The following is an 18,953-nucleotide window of genomic DNA, read 5'->3' as shown; positions in this document are numbered from 1 at the left end:
GTTAGCGCTGGTAGGAGCCCATCTCGGTGACAGGCGTCGCATTAGTCCCACCAGTCCCGCTACTCTCGATAGAGCACGTGCGTGTCGATACCACAGGTGGGGAAGCCTCGTGGCGCGACACGTGTCGAAGGACGCGGTAAACATGTCGCCGAACAAAAAGGAGGATTTGCCCGCAGTCGGGCAGGTCCAGTTCCTGACGGTCGCCGAAGTGGCCACGCTGATGCGGGTCTCCAAGATGACCGTCTACCGTCTCGTGCACTCGGGTGAGCTGCCCGCCGTCAGGGTCGGGAAGTCCTTCCGGGTGCCGGAAAAAGCAGTGCACGAGTACCTGCAGGGTGCCTACTACGACGTGGGTTGAACGGCCGCCGGGCACGCCGTGACCAGCGGCGCGCAGCGCTACGGCGTGCCCGCCGACCGGCCCGCGACAGGTGACGGGTAACCTGGAAAACCGCTCGTGCCTGTGCGCTCCACCCGTTGGACGCTGCGCCGGGCAGCGTGACCGACGTCGACCTAAGGAGCGCCCATGGGCTCTGTGATCAAGAAGCGCCGCAAGCGCATGTCGAAGAAGAAGCACCGCAAGCTGCTTCGCCGCACGCGAGTGCAGCGTCGCAAGGCCGGCAAGTAAATCTGCTGTGCGCAAGCGTGGCCCGTCCAGTCTCTGGACGGGCCACGTCCATGTGGTGGGCACGTCCGCCCGTTCGAGTGAGGCGTTCGTCGCTTTCCGGCGAACCGTGGCCAATAGCACGTGAGACAGCCCTGAGCTACCACTGAAGAGCGGTAACATCTCAATGGCGTCCGCGCGAAGCTTCCAGTGAGTGCAGGTTCGCGCGCCTCGGGTGACCGTCCACCCCCCACATGCCCTACGCCGCAGGGAGTCGCATGTCGTCGAACGTCGTGCTCGTCACCGGGGTCGCCGGGGAACTGGGTGGGAAACTGCTCGCCCGGCTGGGCAACAACCCCGACTTCGAACGGGTCATCGGTGTCGACACGGTCCCGCCCGACAAGGCGGTGCTGCAGCGCATGGGGCACGCGGAGTTCGTCCGCGCGGACATCAGGAACCCGCTGATCGCCAAGGTGATCAGCACGGCCGGGGTCGACACGGTGGTGCACGCGTCCTGCACCGCGCACCCGGCCGGGCCGGGCCGCCGCACGGCGATCAAGGAAGTCAACGTCATCGGCACCATGCGGCTGCTCGCCGCCTGCCAGCGGTCCCCGCTGGTCCGGAAGCTGGTGGTCAAGTCGACGGCGGCGGTCTACGGCGCCGGCGCCCGCTCGCAGGCGGTGTTCACCGAGGACTCCGAGCTGATCCCCACCTCGACCAGCGGATACGCGAAGGACGCCGTCGAGATGGAGGGGTACGTGCGTGGCCTGGTGCGCCGCCGTCCCGACATCACCACGACGCTGTTCCGCTTCGCCAACATCATCGGCCCGGAGACCGACACCGTCCTCGCGCGCTACTTCGCGCTGCCGGTGGTGCCGACGGTCTTCGGCTACGACGCGCGCATCCAGCTGCTGCACTCCTCGGACGCGCTGTCCGTGCTGGAACGGGCGACCTTGACCGGCAAACCCGGCGTGTTCAACGTCGGCGCGGAAGGGGTACTCACCCTTTCGCAGGCGATCCGGCGAGCCGGCCGGGTCGAGCTGCCGATGCCGCGGAGCGTGGTGCCGTCGGTCGGCAAGGTCCTGCGCGGCGCCCGCGTCGTGGACTTCTCCGCCGATCAGGTCCGGCTGCTGAACTTCGGCCGGGTCGTCGACATCGCCAAGCTGAAGCAGGAGTTCGGGTACACCCCGCGGTGGACCACGCGGGAGGCGTTCGACGACTACATCGTGGGACGCGGGCTCCGCCCGGTGCTCGACGGCGGCAAGCTGGCCGGCCTGGCCGGCAAGGTGCTCGTCGCCGCCGCGACGGGACAGAGCCGGTGACCAGACCGCACGACTTCGGAAGCGAGGCGGGAACGGTGGGCGGTGCCGAGGCGCGAGTCATCCCCCTGCACGGACCGGGCCGGGAGAAGCCGGAAGCTCTGGCCGCCGAGCGGGACCTCCGTGAGCAGGAAGCCGCGCGAGCCGGCGCGCCGGTCGTCGCCTTCCCCGGCGCGGACCAGCCGGCACCGGCCCCCGAGGTCCTGCCGGACGCGGTCCGCTCCGCGCTCACCTTCATCCGCGACCGGTTGACCGGCGACTACACGGTCGACGAGTTCGGCTTCGACGCCGAGCTGACCGACGCCCTGTTCCTCCCGCCGCTGCGCGCGCTGTACAAGAAGTGGTTCCGCGTCGACACCCACGGCGTCGAGAACCTGCCGTCGGACGGCGGTGCGCTGCTGGTGTCCAACCACTCGGGCACGATCCCGCTCGACTCACTGATGACGGCGGTGGCGGTCCACGACGAGACCGGCGGCCGTCACCTGCGCGGCCTCGGCGCCGACCTGGTGTTCCAGGTGCCGCTGGTGGGGTCGTTCGCCCGCAAGTCCGGCCAGACGCTGGCCTGCCACGCGGACGCCGAACGCCTGCTGCGCAAGGGCGAGCTGGTCGGCGTGTGGCCGGAGGGCTTCAAGGGCATCGGCAAGCCGTTCGCCTCCCGCTACAAGCTGCAGCGCTTCGGCCGCGGCGGTTTTGTGTCGGCGGCGCTGCGCGCCGGCGTGCCGATCATCCCGGTGTCGATCATCGGCGCCGAGGAGATCTACCCGAAGCTCGGCGACATCAAGGTGCTGGCCCGCATGCTGGGGCTCCCGTACTTCCCGGTGACGCCGTTCTTCCCCGCGCTGGGCCTGCTGGGCGCGGTCCCGCTCCCGACGAAGTGGAGCATCGAGTTCGGCGAGCCGATCGCGACGGACTCCTTCGGCCCCGACGCCGTCGACGACCCGATGCTGGTGTTCCAGCTGACCGACCAGGTGCGGGAATCCATCCAGCAGACGCTGTACCGGCGGCTTTCGCAGCGGAAGTCGGTCTTCCGCGGCTGAATCGGTCACCCCGGCCCGGTGCTTTATCCTCTGCGGGCCAGGAGGTGAGGATGGCCACCGAGGACGCGCGGCGCTGGGACGCGGTCGCGCGCGCCCGGGCCGCGCTGGACGCCCTCGAACGGCTCGTGGGGGGCATGGGCACCGCCGTGCTGGCCGTGGCCGCCCTGTTGTGGCTGCTCGGGGCCGCGGTGCTGTGCCTGGCCGGGGTCGGTCTGCTGCTGGTACCCGCCGGGTTGCGGCTGCTGCGCGTCGTCGCCGACCGTGAGCGGGCGCGGCTGGCGATCCTGCCCCCGCCGCCTGTGCCGCGCGAGTTGCGCGCCGCCCTCGCCGACACCGCCGTCCGGCGTGAACTGGGCTGGCTCGGCTGTCACAGCACCCTCGGCACGCTCCTCGGGTTGACCGCCCTCACCCTGCCCGTCGACGTCATGCACGACGCGTCGTTCCCGCTGTGGTGGCGGTTCGTCCCGCCCAGCTCCGCCACCCCCGCCCAAGGCTTCTTCACCGCGACGAACTGGCGCGACGCCGTGGTGATCTGTCTGTTCGGCGTCGCCACGCTGGTCGTCACGGTCCTGGTCCTGCCGGTGCTGGCCCGGTGCCAGGAGTGGCCGGGGAAACGGCTGCTGGCGCCCGCCCGCGGGACCGACCTGGCGCTGCGCGTCGCCGAGCTCACCGCCACGCGGGCGGCCGCGCTGGACGCCCACGCCGTCGAACTGCGGCGGATCGAACGGTCGCTGCACGACGGCACGCAGAACCGGCTCGTCGCGGTGAACGTGTTGCTGGGGGCCGCGAAGCGGGCGCTGGCGCGGGATCCCGCCGCCGCCGAGGAGATCATCGGCCGCGCCCAGGACGCCGGCGAGCAGGCGCTCGCCGAACTGCGCGGGGTGGTGCGCAGTATCCTCCCGCCGGTGCTGACCGAACGCAGCCTGCCCGACGCGCTCACCGCGCTGGCCGCCGACTGCCCGGTGACCTGCCGGATCGACACCGATCTGCCCGGCAGGCCCGCGGTGTCGGTCCAGGTGACCGCCTACTTCGTGGTCGCGGAGGCGCTCACCAACGTCGCCCGGCACAGCGGGGCGAGCGCCGCGACGGTCCGGCTCCGCCACGAGCGGGACCGGGTGCACGTGGAGGTCACCGACGACGGCCGCGGCGGAGCGGCCGAGGACGCCGGGTCCGGGCTCGTCGGCATCCGGCGCCGCGTCGAGGCCCACGACGGGACGTTCGCGCTGGCCAGCCCGGCCGGCGGGCCGACGACCCTGGTGGTGAGCCTGCCGTGCGGATCGTGATCGCCGAAGACGACCTGCTGCTGCGCGAAGGGGTCGCGATGCTGCTTCGCGCCGAGGGCGTCGACGTGCGGGCCGCCGTGGCCAACGCCGACGACTTCCTCGCCGCGGTGGACGAACACGCGCCGGATCTGGCCATTGTGGACGTCCGGATGCCGCCGACGCACACGGACGAGGGCATCGTCGCCGCCGTCGAGGCCCGCCGCCGGCAGCCGGGGCTCGCGGTGCTCGTGCTCTCGGCGTACGTCGAGCAGGCGTTCGCCACCGAGCTGTTCACCGACGGCGGCGCCCGCCTCGGCTACCTGCTCAAGGAGCGCGTCGGCCGGGTCGACGAGTTCCTCGACGCCCTGCACCGCGTCGTGGACGGCGGCACCGCCATCGACCCGGAGGTGGTCGCCCAGCTGCTGACGCGCAGCCGCCCGGACAACCGGCTCGAGCGCCTCAGCGCGCGCGAGCGCGAAGTGCTGTCGCTGATGGCCGAAGGCCTGGGCAACAGCGCGATCGCCGAACGGCTCGTCGTCACCGACGGCGCCGTGCACAAGCACATCCGCAGCATCTTCGCGAAGCTCGACCTGGCGCCGGCCGATCGGGCCGACCGCCGGGTGACGGCGGTGCTGCACTACTTGAGGGACACCGCCCGGCACGGTCGCTGAGCCGCCCGGTCAGACTGCGGGTTCCGGTGCCGCTCGCTGGTAGCCGAGGCGGCCGCGGGTGGGGATTCGGGCCGGGGCCACCGGCATTACCTCAGGGACACCGCCCGGCACGGTCGCTGAGCCGCCCGGTCAGACTGCGGGTTCCGGTGCCGCTCGCTGGTAGCCGAGGCGGCCGCGGGTGGGGATTCGGGCCGGGGCCACCGGCATTACCTCAGGGACACCGCCCGGCACGGTCGCTGAGCCGCCCGGTCAGACCGCGGGTTCCGGTGCCGCCTGCCGATAGCCGAGGCGGCCGCGGGTGGCGGCGAGCAGTACGAGCGCCACCGCGGTGGAGGCGAGCAGGAACGCGTGCGTCGTGTCCCGGGACGTCAGGCCCGGGAACATCTCCGACCAGGCGATCGAGAAGAAGTTGTTGACGCTCGTGTGCAGCAGCATGGCCAGCGGCAGGCTCTGGCCGGTGCGGTTGAACACCCAGGTCATGATGATGCTGAAGGTGATGCAGGTGGCGACGAACTCGATCGGCGTCAGCCAGGTGACGTCCGGCCAGCCGCCCCACTCGCTGAAGAACAGCGGCAGGTGCCAGAGACCCCACAGCGGGCCGAGGATCAGCGTGCCGCCGAGCGGTCCGTAGCGGTGCTGGAGCCGGGGCAGGGCGAAATCCCGCCAGCCGGGCTCCTCCGCGAGGCCGGTGGTGACCATCTGCAGGACCAGGCCCGGCAGGTAGGCCACCAGCGTCGCCACGGCCGGCACCATGGGGTTCCGCTCCGACAGCGCCATCGTGGTGATGGTGAGCAGGGCGGGCACGCTGAGCACGACCCCGACGTACCAGAGCCAGCTGACCCGCCACTTGACCAGCCGCGCGACCCAGCGGCGCAGCCCGGTCCGCCCGTCGGCGACCGCGGTGACGAAGAACGCGGCGCCGATCGGGCCGAGGTAGGCGCCCGGCAGGACGCCGGCGAACTGCGCGGTGCCGAGCACCTCGGGGAAGCGGAAGTGCAGGACCCCGAGCCCGTTCTCCGACAGGATGTAGGGCGTCCACGCGAGCCAGCTCAGCAGGTTGGCCAGGACGAAGAACCAGATCAGCGGGCGACGCCGGATGCCGTCCCGCCATCCGGTGCCGCCGGTCCGTTCTTCTCCGATGCCCACACGGGTTGCCACCACACTGCCCCTTCGCCGACGCCGCTTTTCCGGTGGACGAAGCACACCAGCCGGCGGCGGGTGCGGTCACTCCCGCACACACCCGGAAGGCCGGTACAGCAGGCTGTACCGGAGACGGCGTCAGCGGCGGCGGTAGGCCATCCCGGCCGCCACCGCGCCCGCCAGCGCGCCGGCACCCAGCACCGACGGCACGCCGATCTTCGCCGCCTTGCGGCCGGTGCGGAAGTCGCGGATCTCCCAGCCGCGGGCGCGGGCCACGTCGCGGAGCCCGCCGTCCGGGTTGACCGCCACCGCCGTGCCCACCACCGACAGCATCGGGATGTCGTTCGCCGAGTCCGAATAGGCCGTGCAGCGCTTGAGGTTCAGGCCCTCGCGGGACGCCAGCGCGCGCACCGCGTGCGCTTTCGCGCGGCCGTGCAGCAGGTCGCCGACCAGGCGGCCCGTGTACACACCGTCACGCGTCTCGGCCACCGTGCCCAGCGCGCCCGTCAGCCCGAGCCGGCGGGAAATGATCGCCGCCAGCTCGATCGGGGTCGCCGTCACCAGCCAGACGCGCTGGCCCGCGTCCAGGTGCATCTGGGCCAGCGAGCGCGTGCCGGACCAGATCTTGTCCGCCATCAGCTCGTCGTAGATCTCTTCGCTGATCGACGTCAGCTCGGCCACCGTGCGGCCGGCCACAAAGGACAGTGCGCGCTCGCGGTGGGTCTTGATGTCCTCTTTGTTCTCACGGCCGCCGAGCCGGAACTTGATCTGGCCCCACACGAAGCCGGCCAGGTCCGACGAGGTGAAGAACTTCCGCGCCGCGAGCCCGCGGGCGAAGTAGAAGATCGACGCGCCCATCATCATCGTGTTGTCGACGTCGAAGAACGCGGCCGCGGTCAGGTCCGGCGGCGCCGGCGGGGCGGGGGGCTCGGCAGCTTCGGAAACCACACGGGCGTGGGCGGCCTCGGCCGACGCCTCGCCGGCGAGCGCGGCGAGCCGTTCGAGCTCCTGACTCTTATCCCTGCCACGCCAAGCTGACACGCACACCGCCTCCACGTCTGCCCACGTCTGGCCACGTCCCCGGGAACGTCCGGTCCTTTGCACAGCGTAGCGAGCCGCCCACCGTCCCGTCGCAAGTGTGGGCCGGACCTCAGCCGATCACGATCGGCGGCAGGCCCGGCAGCAACGGCGGGATCGAAACCAGCGGCGGCGCGGGGGTCGTGGTGGTCGTCACCGGGGGGTGCGACGTCGTCGGCGGCTGGCCGTACACCGGGGGCGGGGTCACGCCGCCGGTCGGGGCCGGGATGCCCGGGGTCGCCGCCGCGTCCGACGGCGGCAGCTGCGTGCCCGTCGGCACCGGCGACGTGCTGTCCTCCGACGAGGGCGCGACCGAGGCCGAAGTCGGCTGACCACCGGCGGCCGGGGCCGGCCGCTGCGTGCACTCGCCGGTCGCCGGCAGCGGGCCCAGCTCGTCGGCCGAGCCGGTGGTGATCTGGTAGCAGTTCATCCGCGCCACCAGCCCGCTCGTGCGTTCCTGGACCTTGCCCAGCAGTTCGCGGACGCCGCCGAATACGGGGGCCGCGTCGGCCGGCAGCGGCTGCGCGGCCAGCCTCGCCGCCTGGTTGCGCGCCCACAGCCGGACGTCGGAGAGCGCCTGCGCCCCGGCGCCGTCGCCGGTCGCGACGGCGGACATCTGGGCGACGCCGGCCCGCAGGTCGGCGGCGAAGTCGTCGTACGCGGTCCGGTAGTCGGCCTCGCTCGCGCCTTGGGCGGCCAGCTCGCCGAGTTCGGTGATCCGGTTGGTGGCGAACTCGAGGTGCTTGCGCGCCTTCTCCTGCTCGCCGAACGTCAGGCCCAGCGCCGTCGACTCGCCGGCGCGCTTCACGTTGTACAGCGCGTCGCCGGGCAAGGCGGTGCGCGAGAGCACCAGCGTCAGCCCGGAGAGGACCAGGAACAGGAAGAGCGCGGCGGCCACCAGGTCGGCGGTCCGCGGCCGCCACCTCCGACGTGGGGTGGTGGCCGCCGCCGTCTCCAGGCGGCCCGCGATCTCCGCGCGGATCCGCTGCCGCGTCTCCAGGTCCGGGGCCCCGGCCGCGCCGAGGTCGCGCAGGGCGCCGACGAGCGCGAGTTCGTCGGCGAAGTCGCCGTCCCGGCGCACCGGCGACGGTTCCAGGGCATGCGCGAACCGCTCGCTCTCGGCTCGCTCACGCGCAAACCTCACGGCGCTGCTCTCCATCCCGGGCCTCGGCCGGTCCTGACACCGGTTCGCGAGGGTAACGATCCAGAAGCCGCGAGGGTTACCGGTTTCGGTCGACGAACAGAAAAGTTCGCGGATTCAGCGCAATCCGGTGGGCAGGAGTTGTGCCAAACGGCGTACCGCGCGGTGCTGCAGCGCCTTGATCGCGCCTTCGTTGCGGTTCATGATCTCGGCCGTCTCGGCGACGGACAGGCCCTGCAGGAACCGCAGGATGATGCATTCCCGCTGGTCGTCGCCCAGTTCGGCGACGCAGCGCAGCAGCTCGGCCCGGGTGGCGCGGCTGATCGCCTCCTGCTCGGGGCCCACCTGGGCGGGCGCGCCGACGCTGAACGGCGCCGAGCCGGGCTCGGTCACCTCGTCGGTGACCACCTCGAGCTTGAACCGGCTCGACTTGACGTGGTCGAGCACGAGGTTGCGGGCGATGGTGACGAACCAGGCGCCGACGTCACGGCCCTGGTAGCTCACCGACGCGATCCGGCGCAGCGCGCGCAGGAACGTCTCGCTGGTGACGTCCTCGGCCAGGTCGCGGTCGCCGAGCCGGAACAGCACGTAGCGGTAGACCACGTCGACGTAGCGGTCGTAGAGCCGGCCGAAGGCGGACGAGTCGCCGTCCTGCGCGGCGCGCACCAGCTCCCAGGCTTCGGCCTTGGCCGCCTCGGCGCGCTCGTCGTCGGACGCCTGGCGGCTCAGCGGCACGGCCGGCGTCCGCCCGAAGACGCGCTCGGCGAACATGGAGACGGGCCCGCGGCTCACGGCGGTCGGCACGGTCATCGGGTGGCACCTCCGGCGGTGGCTTCGACCCAGCGGGCCACGGAACCCCCGGAATCCGGACGAGCAGGGACCGGCCGGCTCGCATGCCCCACGACCTCGTGGGCAGGCAAGTTCCTCACGGCGACTCCCTCTCTCCGGCCGCTCCGATGATCAACGACACCGGCTCGACGCAGTGCAGCATACGTGTAGTTACCGCTAAGTAGGTAGTGGTTCCGGGGTTGCGCAGACGCGACGCTCGCGGTCAGCACCCATGACGTCGCTTCAGATGACAGACTTGCAACGGTTCGCGCCGGGCGAGGAGAGGTGGGTCGCGGGTGAGTGCTCCAGAGGGGACGCAGCCGGGGGTCGGCGGGCTGCTCACACGGGCCGCGCAGACGTGGCCGGAGCACCCGGCCGTGCTCGAAACCGGCACCGGGCGCGGCCTGACCTACCGCGAGGCCGACGCGGCCGCCCAGGCCCAGGCCCGCCGGCTGGCGGACGCCGGCGTCGGGCCCGGCGACCGGGTCGGGGTACGGCTGCCGACGTCGGTGGACTTCGTGGTCGCCTTCTTCGGCGCGCTGCGGGCGGGGGCCGTCGTCGTGCCGCTGTCGCCGCAGGTGCCCGGGCCCGAGCTCGGCAAGCTGCTCGACCACAGCGGCGCCAAGGTCGTGATCCAGCGCGAAGCGGACGAGGACCTGCCGGACGGCGTGATCGGTCTCACGCCCGGGGGTGACCCGCACGGAGGAGGCGAGTTCCCCGACGCCGGCCGGTCCGGCGCGGACGTCGCGGTCATTTCGTACACGTCCGGCACCACCGGGCCGCCGCGCGGCGTGATGCTGTCCCACCGCGCGCTGCTGGCGAACCTGGAGCAGATCAGCGGCGTCGAAGGCGTCCTCGAACACGACGACCGCGTGCTGATCACCATCCCGCTCTTCCACGTCTACGGCCTCGGACCGGGCCTGCTGCAGGCCACGGCCGTCGGCGCGACCGCGGTCCTCTCGGAGCGCTTCGAGGCCCAGCGCACCCTGGACGACTGCGCCGAGCACCGCGTCACGTCGATCACCGGCGTCCCGACGATGTACGGCGAGTTCGCCGCGCTCGGCGCCGACGAGCTCCGCCGCGGCCTCGCCACCGTGCGGCGGATGACGTCCGGGGCCGCGCCGCTGCACCCGAAGGTGCTGACCGCGATCCGCGAGGCCACCGGCCTCGACGTCTACGAGGGCTACGGTCTCACCGAATGCGCGCCGGTGGTGACCTCGACGCTCGTCACCGGCTACCCGAAGCCGGGCTCGGTCGGCCGCCCGCTGCCCGGGATCGAACTGCGGCTGGTCGACAGCGACGGCACCGACCAGGCCGTGCCGCTGGACCCCGACGACGTCGACGACGTGTTCGAGGCCGAGGGCGAGACCGGGCTCGTGTCGATCCGCGGCGCCAACCTCTTCTCCGGCTACTGGCCCGACGGCGAGCACGGGCCGGACGACGAGGGCTGGTTCCGCACCGGGGACGTCGGCTACCTCGACGTCGACGGCGACCTGCACCTGGTCGACCGGGCCAACGACCTGATCATCGTCAACGGCTTCAACGTCTTCCCGCGCGAGGTGGAGGAGGTCATCGGGCAGCTGCCGGAGGTGACCGAGGCCGCGGTCGTCGGCGTCGTGGACGAGCGCAGCGGCGAAGCGGTCAAGGCGTTCGTCGTGCCCGCGGCCGGGGCTTCGCTGTCCGAGCAGCAGGTCGTCGACCACTGCGCGGCCCGCCTGGCCGGGTACAAGGTGCCGCACGCGGTCGAATTCGCCGAGTCGCTGCCGCACTCGGCCACCGGCAAGCTGCGCCGCATGCGGTTGCGGTAGTAAGGACGGCATGGCGCACGAAGTGACGGTGATGGGCCGGGACGGCTGCCACCTCTGCGAGGTCGCGGAAGCCGACGTCGCCCGGATCTGCGGCGAGCTCGGCGTCGCCTGGAAGACCGAGGACGTCGACACCGACCCGGAGTGGCGCGCCGAGTACGGCGACCGCGTCCCGGTGATCCTGGTCGACGGCGCCGAGCACGGGTACTGGCGCGTGGAAGAGGACCGGCTCCGGCGCGCGCTGGCTTGAGCCGTAACACGTCCGTAAGCCACATCGGGCCGCCTCGGCGGGCTCGGGCTCCGAAGATGGAGGCGTGAGCACTCTGCAGGACGCCCCGCCGGAGACGCGCCGCCTTTCGCTGCCGGTCGCGACGCTGATCGGCCTCCTCGCGCTGGCGGCCGCCCTCGGCGTCGGGCACCTGGTCGCGGCCTTCGTCGGGTACACGGCGTCGCCGTTCATCGCGGTGGCCAACTACGTCGTCGACCACAGCCCGACCGCCGTCGTGAAGTGGGCCGAGCGGACCCTGGGCACCTGGGACAAGCCGGTGCTCAAGATCGGGCTCGCGGTGGTGCTGGTCCTGCTCGCGCTGCTGGCCGGGCAGCTCTCGCGCCGGACGCCGCGGGCCGGGCAGGTGCTCGTCTTCGTGCTCGGCGCGGCCGGGATCGCGGCGGTGTACGCGCGCAGCGACCTCGGGCAGGTCTCGCTGCTCGCGCCGGTCGCCGCCCTGGTCGCCGGGCTCGCGGTGTTCACCTCCCTGCACCGGCTCGCACTTTCACGTGAAAGTGCGGACCAGGGGCCCGAGCTTTCACGTGAAAGCTCGGGATCGGGGGCTTCCAGGCGGAAGTTCCTGCGGGCCGGGGTCGGCGTTGCCGCGGGGTCGGGGCTCGCGGCCGTCGTCGGCCAGGTCGCCGGGACCAGCTCGAACGCCGAGGACTCGCGGGCCGCCGTCGGGCCGCTCGTGCCCGCGCGCACCGTCCCGCCGCTGCCCGCCGACGCCGACTTCGCGAAGCTCGGGTCACCGCCGTTCATCACGCCGAACGCGGACTTCTACCGCATCGACACCGCGCTGGTCGTGCCGCAGGTCCGCACCGAGGACTGGAGCCTGAAGATCCACGGGATGGTCGACCGCGAGGTGACGTTCTCGTACGCCGACATCCGCAACCGGCCGCTGGTCGAACGCCGGGTGACGCTGACGTGCGTCTCCAACGAGGTCGGCGGCCCCCTGATCTCGAACGCGGCCTGGATCGGCGTGGACCTGGCCGACCTGCTGGCCGAGGCGGGTGTGCAGCCGGGCGCCGAGCAGATGTTCGCCACCAGCGTCGACGGCTGGACGTGCGGCACCCCGGCGAACGTCGCCCTCGACCCGGCCCGCGGCGCGATGCTGGCGATCGGGATGAACGGCGAGCCGCTGCCGGTCGAACACGGCTTCCCGGCGCGGATCGTCATCCCCGGCCTGTACGGCTACGTGTCGGCGACGAAGTGGGTCGAGTCCCTCGAATTCACCCGATGGGATGCCCGGCAGGCCTACTGGCTCGGCCGTGGGTGGGCGGAGCAGGCGCCGATCAAGACCGAATCGCGGATCGATACGCCGAACGGGTTCGCGGGCGTCACCGCGGGCAAGGTCCGGCTGGCCGGCACGGTGTGGGCGCAGCACACCGGCATCGCGAAGGTCGAGGTCCGGCTCGACCAGGGGCCGTGGTTCCCGGCGACGCTGTCGGCGGAGGTGAGCAAGGACACCTGGCGGATGTGGTGGATCGAGCTCGACGTGCCGAAGGGCACGCACCAGGCGTCGGTCCGGGCCACCGACTCCGGCGGGTACACGCAGACGGAGAACCGCGCGGACCCCGTGCCGGACGGCGCCACCGGCTGGCACTCGGTGACCCTCGACGCCCGCTGAGCCTCCCGCCCCGGAGGTCGCGAATGACTCATTCGGGACCTCCGAGGTCGCGAATGAGTCATTCGCGGCACCTGCGGGCGGCCGGGGTGGTGACCAGTTCGCCGGAGCCGTTCACCGCGTGGGCCGGCCCGCTCGCCGCGCCGACGCGGACCGGCCCGGCCGCCGGCGGGCCGCGCCACCGGACGGCAGCGGATCACCGTCGGCGCGCGTCGAGCCCGGAAGTGCCTGGCGGACAAGGATTCTGACGCGGTGTCGTGATCGCTGCCACCCCGCACCGGTCCCGGAACCGCCTCCGACCAGTGACTTTGTGCGTGCGTTCACAAGTGGTCTACCGTAGGGCCATCGCCCGGAGCGGCCGGTATCGAACCGGACTCCGGGTCCGGGGTCAAGACACAGTTCCGAATGGCGACGGCCGCCAGGCGTGCACAGCGGGCAGGAGACAACGGCGTGGTGACAGAGCGGGGGAGGCGCGACGCGGCGGGCTCCCCGGGCCGGGCGCCACGGCGGCCCCGCCGTCCGGCCACCCCGGACGCCGACAACGCCCCGACCGCCGAAATGCCCGCGGTACCCGCCGGTGAGCCGGGTCGCAACGGGGACGCCCCCGAGGCCGTCCGGGCGAAGTCCATTCCCGAGGCCGCGGTCGCCCGGCTGGCCGTCTACCTCCGGGTGCTGTCCGGAATGTCCGAACAGGGCGCGACGACCGTTTCGAGCGAAGAGCTGTCGCAGGCCGCCGGCGTCAATTCCGCGAAGCTGCGCAAAGACCTCTCCTACCTGGGCTCCTACGGCACCCGCGGCGTCGGCTACGAGGTCGGCGTCCTGGTCAGCCAGATCGAGCGCATCCTCGGCCTGACCCGCCAGCACAAGGTCGCCGTGGTCGGGATCGGCAACCTGGGCCACGCGCTGGCCAACTACGGCGGCTTCCCGGGGCGCGGGTTCCCGGTCGAAGCGCTGTTCGACCTGGACCCGGACCTGATCGGCGTGCCGGTCGGCGGCCTCCCGGTGTCGCACATGGACGACATCCCCCGCATCTGCGCCGAGCGCGGTATCTCCATCGGCGTGATCGCCACCCCGCCCACCGCGGCGCAATCGGTGTGTGACCGGCTGGTCGCGGGCGGTGTCCAGTGCATCCTCAACTTCGCTCCCGTCGTGCTGCAAGTTCCCGCTCACATTGAGGTCCGGAAAGTGGATTTGGCCGTGGAGCTGCAGATACTCTCGTTCCATGTGGCCCGCCGAGCGGACAGTGAAGGCCCAGCCGCCGGTAATCAGGGCAATTCCGGATTACCCGGTGCGGTTCTCCCGTCCGAGAATGGGAACGGCAGGCGGAACGGCACGGGTCCGGACGGCGGACGGGAAATGGTGGTGCGCTCATGAGCGTGTTGGCGGTCGGTCTTTCGCATCGCAGTGCGGAGCTGAGCACGCTCGAGCGCGTCGCGGTGCCGGCGCCCGAGATCGGCAAGGTGCTCGACGAGCTGCAGCAGGCCCAGCACGTCAGTGAGGTCATGCTCGTCTCGACCTGCAACCGGATCGAGGTCTACGCGGTCGTCGAGACCTTCCACGGTGGCCTCAACGACGTCTCCGAGGTGCTGGCCCGCCAGGCCGGGATGGCCCCCGCCGAGCTCTACGACAGCCTGTACGTGCACTACGCCGGGGCCGCCGTCGAGCACCTGTTCTCCGTCGCTTCCGGCTTGGACTCGATGGTCGTCGGCGAGACGCAGATCCTCGGCCAGGTCCGCTCCGCCTACGCCACCGCGCGCGAGGCCGGCACGCTCGGCCGCACGCTGCACGAACTGATCCAGACCACGCTGCGCGTCGGCAAGCGCGTGCACACCGAAACCGGGCTCGACCAGCTCGGTGCTTCGGTCGTGTCCGAGGCGCTCGCCGCGGCCGGGGACGTCGGAGGCAAGCACGCCGTCATCGTCGGCGCCGGCTCGATGGGGGCGCTGAGCGCGTCGCAGCTGCGGAAGGCGGGGATCGGCGAGATCACCGTCGCCAACCGCACCGACGCCCGCGCCCGCCGCCTCGCCGCGAACACCACCGAGCAGGGCGTGCCGGCCCGCGCGATCCCGCTGTCCGCCGTCGCCGGCGCCGTCCGTGACGCCGACATCGTGATCTGCTGCACCGGCGCGCAGGACGCCGTCTTCGGCCCCGGGCACGTGCTGCCGCGCGGCGGCCGGCCCCTCGTCGTCTGCGACCTGGGCCTGCCCCGGGACGTCGACCCCGAGGTCGGCGAGCTGGCGGACGTCCGGGTCGTCGACCTGGCCACCATCCAGCGCCGGATGCGCGAGGCGGGGACGCCGACCACCGAGCGCCAGACCGCCAAGGCGACCGGGATCGTCCTCGACGAGGTCCGCGACTACCTCGCCGGGCAGCGCAGCGCCGAGGTGACGCCGACCGTGACCGCGCTGCGCCGCCGCGCGGCCGAGGTCGTCGACGCCGAACTGCTCCGCCTGGACAACCGCCTGCCCGACCTGGACGGCGCCGTCCGCGAAGAGGTCGGCCGCACGGTCCGCCGGGTGGTCGACAAGCTGCTGCACGCGCCGACGGTGCGGGTCAAGCAGCTGGCCGCCGAGACGGCCGAGACCGACTACGCCAACGCGTTGCGAGAACTGTTCTGCCTCGACCCGCAGGCGCCCGCCGCGGTGGCGAGCCCGAAGCCCCCACCAGAGAAGAAGTAGTAGTGACCAGAGTCATTCGCATGGGCACGCGCGGTTCGAAGCTCGCGCTCGCCCAGACCGGGACCGTCGCCGACGCCCTGCGCGCCACCGGCGCCGAGGTCGAGATCGTCAAGGTGACCACGCCCGGTGACCAGTCGTCCGCCCCGATTCCCACGATCGGGGTCGGCGTTTTCACGTCGGCGCTGCGGGAAGCGCTGCAGCGCAACGAGGTCGACGTCATCGTCCACTCGTACAAGGACCTGCCGACCGCTCCCGAACGGGGCATCACGCTGGCCGCCGTGCCGCCGCGCGAGGACCCGCGGGACGCGCTGATCGCGCGCGACGGGCTGACGCTCGGCGAGCTCCCGCCCGGCTCCAGCGTCGGCACGGGCTCCCCGCGGCGCACCGCGCAGCTGCGCGCGCTGGGTCTCGGTTTGGAAATCGTGCCGATCCGCGGCAATATCGACACCCGCATGCGCAAGGTGACCGACGGCGAGCTCGATGCCGTGGTGCTCGCGCGTGCCGGACTGGCCAGGGTCGGACTGGCCGAGGCGATCACCGAGACCCTCGACCCGATCCAGATGCTGCCCGCGCCCGCCCAGGGCGCGCTGGCGGTGGAGTGCCGGTCCGCCGACGTGGACCTCGAGCAGCTGCTCCGGTCCACTTTGGACGACGAGGGCACGCGGGCCGCGGTGACGGCCGAGCGGGCCCTGCTGGCCGCGCTCGAGGCGGGGTGCAGCGCGCCGGTGGGCGCGCTCGCCGAGATCGTCGAAGATCTCGACGCCGAGGGCAAGGTCGTGGAACGGATCTCGCTGCGCGGCACCGCCGCGGCCGAGGGCGAGAACGGTGCGGTGGACATGGTCCGGGCCATCGCACTGGCCGACAAGGACCAGGCCGCCCAGCTGGGCAAGGACCTGGCCGCCGAGCTGCTGGACCTAGGGGCCGGAGCACTCGCCGATCCCGCCGAGTGACCTGGGCGTCACACATCCGAACGTAGGAGACCTGTGGCCGGGCGATCCCGCACGGCTGCCGCAAGAGGAGAAACGCACAGATGACCCCCGCGCGAAAGACCACCGGGCGCGTAGCCTTCGTGGGCTCCGGGCCCGGCGACGCCGGCCTGCTCACCGTCCGCGCCCAGGAACTGCTCGCCAAGGCCGAGGTCGTGGTGACCGATCCCGACGTGCCGCAGGCCGTGCTGGCCATGGCCGCCGAGGGCGCCGAGGTCCGGCCCGCCGTCGGCGAGGCGGCCGAGGTCGCCAAGGACCTGACCACCGAGGCCAAGGCCGGCCGGCTGGTGCTGCGCCTGGTCGCGGGCGACCCGCTGACCACCCCGGCCGTGGTGGCCGAGGTGCAGGCGGTCGCGCGCACGAGCGCCGTGTTCGACGTCATCCCGGGGGTTTCCCCGGCCGCGGCCGTTCCGGCGTACGCGGGCGTCGCGCTGGGCGGCACGCACACCGAGGTCGACGTCCGCGGCGACGTCGACTGGGCGGCACTGGCCGCCGCGCCCGGCCCGCTGGTGCTGCACGCGACGTCGGCGCACCTGGCCGAGGCCGCCTCGGCGCTCACCGGCAACGGCGTGCCGGCGGCCACCCCGGTCGCGGTCACCGCGAACGGCACCATCAACACCCAGCGCACCCTCGACACCACGCTCGAGAAGCTGGCCAACGACGCCGGCGAGCTCGTCGGGCCGCTGATCGTCACGATCGGGCAGGCCGCCGGGGCCCGCTCGAAGCTGTCGTGGTGGGAGTCGCGGGCGCTCTACGGCTGGAAGGTCCTGGTGCCGCGCACCAAGGAGCAGGCCGGCGAGATGGCCGAGCGCCTGCGCGGCCACGGCGCGACCTCGCACGAGGTGCCGACCATCTCGGTCGAGCCGCCCCGCAGCCCGGCGCAGATGGAGCGCTCGGTCAAGGGCCTGGTGGACGGCCGCTACCAGTGGATCGTCTTCACCTCCACCAACGCGGTCCGCGCGGTGTGGGAGAAGTTCGAGGAGTTCGGCCTGGACGCCCGCGCGTTCTCCGGCGTGAAGATCGCCTGCGTCGGCGAATCGACCGCGGCGAAGGTGCGCTCGTTCGGCATCATCCCGGAGCTGATCCCGTCCGGCGAGCAGTCGTCCGAGGGCCTGCTGGCCGAGTTCCCGCCGTACGACGACGTGCTCGACCCGGTCGACCGCGTGCTGCTGCCGCGGGCGGACATCGCCACCGAGACGCTGTCGGCGGGCCTGCGCGAGCGCGGCTGGGAGATCGACGACGTGACGGCCTACCGGACCGTCCGGGCCGCCCCGCCGCCCGCCGAGACCCGCGAGATGATCAAGACCGGCGGTTTCGACGCGGTCTGCTTCACCTCGTCTTCGACCGTGCGGAACCTGGTCGGCATCGCCGGCAAGCCGCACACCCGCACGCTGGTCGCGTGCATCGGCCCGAAGACCGCCGAGACCGCGGTGGAGTTCGGGCTCCGGGTCGACGTCCAGCCGGAGAAGGCGGACGTCCCGCACCTGGTGGACGCGCTGGCCGAGCACGCTGCGCGGCTGCGCGCCGAGGGTGCGCTGCCGCCGCCGCGGAAGGCGAAGCGGGCCCGCCGCTCCTGAGGTTCTTCACGACGAAGGCCGCCCCGGTTCGCCGGGGCGGCCTTCGCTCGTTTCAGCGGGCGTGGTCCTTGCGCCACTTCACGTAGTCGGCGACCGACGCGGCGACGTCGAACTGCGGCTTGAAGCCGGTGTCCGCGGTCAGGCGGGAGATGTCCAGGTGCGGGCCGTTCGAGCCGCCCGGCTGGAGGGTCACGCCCAGCGCCGAGGCGAACTCGCCGTAGGTGAACGGGCTGCCGCTCGACACGTTGTAGACCTCGTGACGCAGCTCCGGGGCCGTCGTGAGCAGGGCGATCGCGCGGCCCGCGTCCGGCGCGTAGCAGACGTCACCGCCGTCGTCGGCGTGCATGCCCGGGGGCGGCGTGGCCGTGTTGACCAACGAGGGGATCGGGCAGAACGGCGACTGCGGGTCGACCAGCGGGCCCCAGATAGTGCCGATCCGCAGCACCACCGGCTGGACGCCGCTCCCGGCGAGGCTGTGCGTCGTCAGCGGCTCGACCGCCTTCTTGAACGCGATGATCAAGTGCGGCAGGTCGACGCTCGGGAGCGGGAGGTCCTCGGTCCAGGGGCTCTCCGGCCGGCCGAAGTACACGCCGAGGCTGCTGGCGACGGCGAACCGGCGGACGCCCCACGCGCGGGCCGCGTCGAGGGCGTTGAGCAGGCCCGCCGTGTCGCGGCGGAAGAACCCGACCGGATCGTCGCCCGGGATGCTGCCTGCCAGGTGGACGAGGTCGGTGATCTCGTGCCGCCGGCCGAGCGTCAGGAACGCGTCCCGGTCGGTGACGTCCAGGGCCTCCACCGTGACCCGGCCCTCGAGGAACGACGGAACTCCGCCGCGCCGGTGGGACGTCACGACCACGTCGTGGCCGAGGTCGAGGAGCGCGCGGGCGGTGTGGGCGCCGATCATGCCCAGCCCGCCGGTAACGAGGATCATCGCGC

The 18,953-nt window shown here is 72.6% G+C and carries 18 protein-coding genes; 13 read left to right on the top strand and 5 right to left on the bottom strand.

Annotated elements, in window-relative coordinates:
• Positions 1-142 precede the first annotated feature (142 nt).
• The 6 genes from Q5425_RS42875 (at position 143) to Q5425_RS42850 (ending at position 4,890) form a co-directional block, all read left to right on the top strand.
• A complete protein-coding gene (locus Q5425_RS42875) occupies positions 143-358 on the top strand; it encodes a helix-turn-helix domain-containing protein (protein WP_013222402.1) in 216 nt (71 codons plus the stop codon).
• Between the two features lie 165 nt (positions 359-523).
• Positions 524-625, top strand: coding sequence for a 30S ribosomal protein bS22 (locus tag Q5425_RS42870; protein ID WP_007030867.1), 102 nt, complete (start codon positions 524-526; stop codon positions 623-625).
• 254 nt (positions 626-879) lie between these two features.
• Positions 880-1,923: an NAD-dependent epimerase/dehydratase family protein gene (locus Q5425_RS42865; protein WP_308678178.1), complete on the top strand. Its 1,044-nt coding sequence runs from the start codon at positions 880-882 to the stop codon at positions 1,921-1,923.
• Positions 1,920-2,957 (top strand): lysophospholipid acyltransferase family protein, encoded by a 1,038-nt coding sequence (locus Q5425_RS42860; protein WP_308678177.1) that lies wholly within the window; start codon positions 1,920-1,922, stop codon positions 2,955-2,957. The genes Q5425_RS42865 and Q5425_RS42860 overlap by 4 nt, the downstream gene beginning before the upstream one ends.
• Positions 2,958-3,007: 50 nt before the next feature.
• The gene (locus Q5425_RS42855; protein ID WP_308678176.1) at positions 3,008-4,240 is read left to right on the top strand and encodes a sensor domain-containing protein; all 1,233 of its coding nucleotides are present in this window, start codon (positions 3,008-3,010) and stop codon (positions 4,238-4,240) included.
• The gene (locus Q5425_RS42850; RefSeq protein WP_308678175.1) at positions 4,228-4,890 is read left to right on the top strand and encodes a response regulator transcription factor; all 663 of its coding nucleotides are present in this window, start codon (positions 4,228-4,230) and stop codon (positions 4,888-4,890) included. Before Q5425_RS42855 ends, Q5425_RS42850 begins: the two co-directional genes overlap by 13 nt.
• Before the next feature lie 249 nt (positions 4,891-5,139).
• Here Q5425_RS42850 and Q5425_RS42845 read toward each other — a convergent pair whose 3' ends face one another.
• From Q5425_RS42845 to Q5425_RS42830, 4 genes are all read right to left on the bottom strand, one after another.
• A complete protein-coding gene (locus Q5425_RS42845) occupies positions 5,140-6,048 on the bottom strand; it encodes a type II CAAX endopeptidase family protein (protein WP_308678174.1) in 909 nt (302 codons plus the stop codon).
• A gap of 120 nt (positions 6,049-6,168) precedes the next feature.
• Positions 6,169-7,071 carry an HAD family hydrolase gene (locus Q5425_RS42840; protein WP_396135368.1) on the bottom strand — a complete coding sequence of 301 codons (903 nt, stop codon included), beginning with the start codon at positions 7,069-7,071 and terminating at the stop codon, positions 6,169-6,171.
• Positions 7,072-7,180: 109 nt separating this feature from the next.
• The gene (locus Q5425_RS42835; protein WP_308678172.1) at positions 7,181-8,251 is read right to left on the bottom strand and encodes a DUF5667 domain-containing protein; all 1,071 of its coding nucleotides are present in this window, start codon (positions 8,249-8,251) and stop codon (positions 7,181-7,183) included.
• A gap of 114 nt (positions 8,252-8,365) precedes the next feature.
• Complete coding sequence (locus tag Q5425_RS42830) at positions 8,366-9,058, bottom strand: sigma-70 family RNA polymerase sigma factor (RefSeq protein WP_308678171.1); 693 nt, start codon at positions 9,056-9,058, stop codon at positions 8,366-8,368.
• 314 nt (positions 9,059-9,372) lie between these two features.
• On the opposite strand from Q5425_RS42830, the gene Q5425_RS42825 reads away from it, so the two are divergent.
• The 7 genes from Q5425_RS42825 to Q5425_RS42795 all read left to right on the top strand — a co-directional run bounded on the left by Q5425_RS42825 (position 9,373) and on the right by Q5425_RS42795 (position 18,017).
• Positions 9,373-10,884 carry a long-chain fatty acid--CoA ligase gene (locus Q5425_RS42825; protein ID WP_308678170.1) on the top strand — a complete coding sequence of 504 codons (1,512 nt, stop codon included), beginning with the start codon at positions 9,373-9,375 and terminating at the stop codon, positions 10,882-10,884.
• A 10-nt stretch (positions 10,885-10,894) separates the two neighbouring features.
• A complete protein-coding gene (locus tag Q5425_RS42820) occupies positions 10,895-11,131 on the top strand; it encodes a glutaredoxin family protein (protein ID WP_308678169.1) in 237 nt (78 codons plus the stop codon).
• 64 nt (positions 11,132-11,195) lie between these two features.
• Entirely contained in the window at positions 11,196-12,779 is a 1,584-nt protein-coding gene (locus Q5425_RS42815; protein ID WP_308678168.1) for a molybdopterin-dependent oxidoreductase, read from the top strand.
• A 447-nt stretch (positions 12,780-13,226) separates the two neighbouring features.
• On the top strand, positions 13,227-14,150 hold the full coding sequence (locus Q5425_RS42810) for a redox-sensing transcriptional repressor Rex (RefSeq protein WP_308678167.1): 924 nt from the start codon (positions 13,227-13,229) through the stop codon (positions 14,148-14,150).
• Entirely contained in the window at positions 14,147-15,454 is a 1,308-nt protein-coding gene (locus Q5425_RS42805; RefSeq protein WP_308678166.1) for a glutamyl-tRNA reductase, read from the top strand. The genes Q5425_RS42810 and Q5425_RS42805 overlap by 4 nt, the downstream gene beginning before the upstream one ends.
• Positions 15,455-15,456: 2 nt before the next feature.
• Positions 15,457-16,404, top strand: coding sequence for a hydroxymethylbilane synthase (gene hemC / locus Q5425_RS42800; RefSeq protein ID WP_308678165.1), 948 nt, complete (start codon positions 15,457-15,459; stop codon positions 16,402-16,404).
• A gap of 80 nt (positions 16,405-16,484) precedes the next feature.
• Positions 16,485-18,017 (top strand): bifunctional uroporphyrinogen-III C-methyltransferase/uroporphyrinogen-III synthase, encoded by a 1,533-nt coding sequence (locus tag Q5425_RS42795; RefSeq protein WP_308678164.1) that lies wholly within the window; start codon positions 16,485-16,487, stop codon positions 18,015-18,017.
• 52 nt (positions 18,018-18,069) lie between these two features.
• On the opposite strand, the gene Q5425_RS42790 is transcribed toward Q5425_RS42795, so the two are convergent.
• Positions 18,070-18,948: an NAD(P)-dependent oxidoreductase gene (locus Q5425_RS42790; protein ID WP_308678163.1), complete on the bottom strand. Its 879-nt coding sequence runs from the start codon at positions 18,946-18,948 to the stop codon at positions 18,070-18,072.
• Positions 18,949-18,953 lie beyond the last annotated feature (5 nt).

The organism is Amycolatopsis sp. A133 (assembly GCF_031082405.1).
Taxonomy (GTDB): domain Bacteria; phylum Actinomycetota; class Actinomycetes; order Mycobacteriales; family Pseudonocardiaceae; genus Amycolatopsis.
This window is presented reverse-complemented; position numbering and strand designations above follow the sequence as displayed.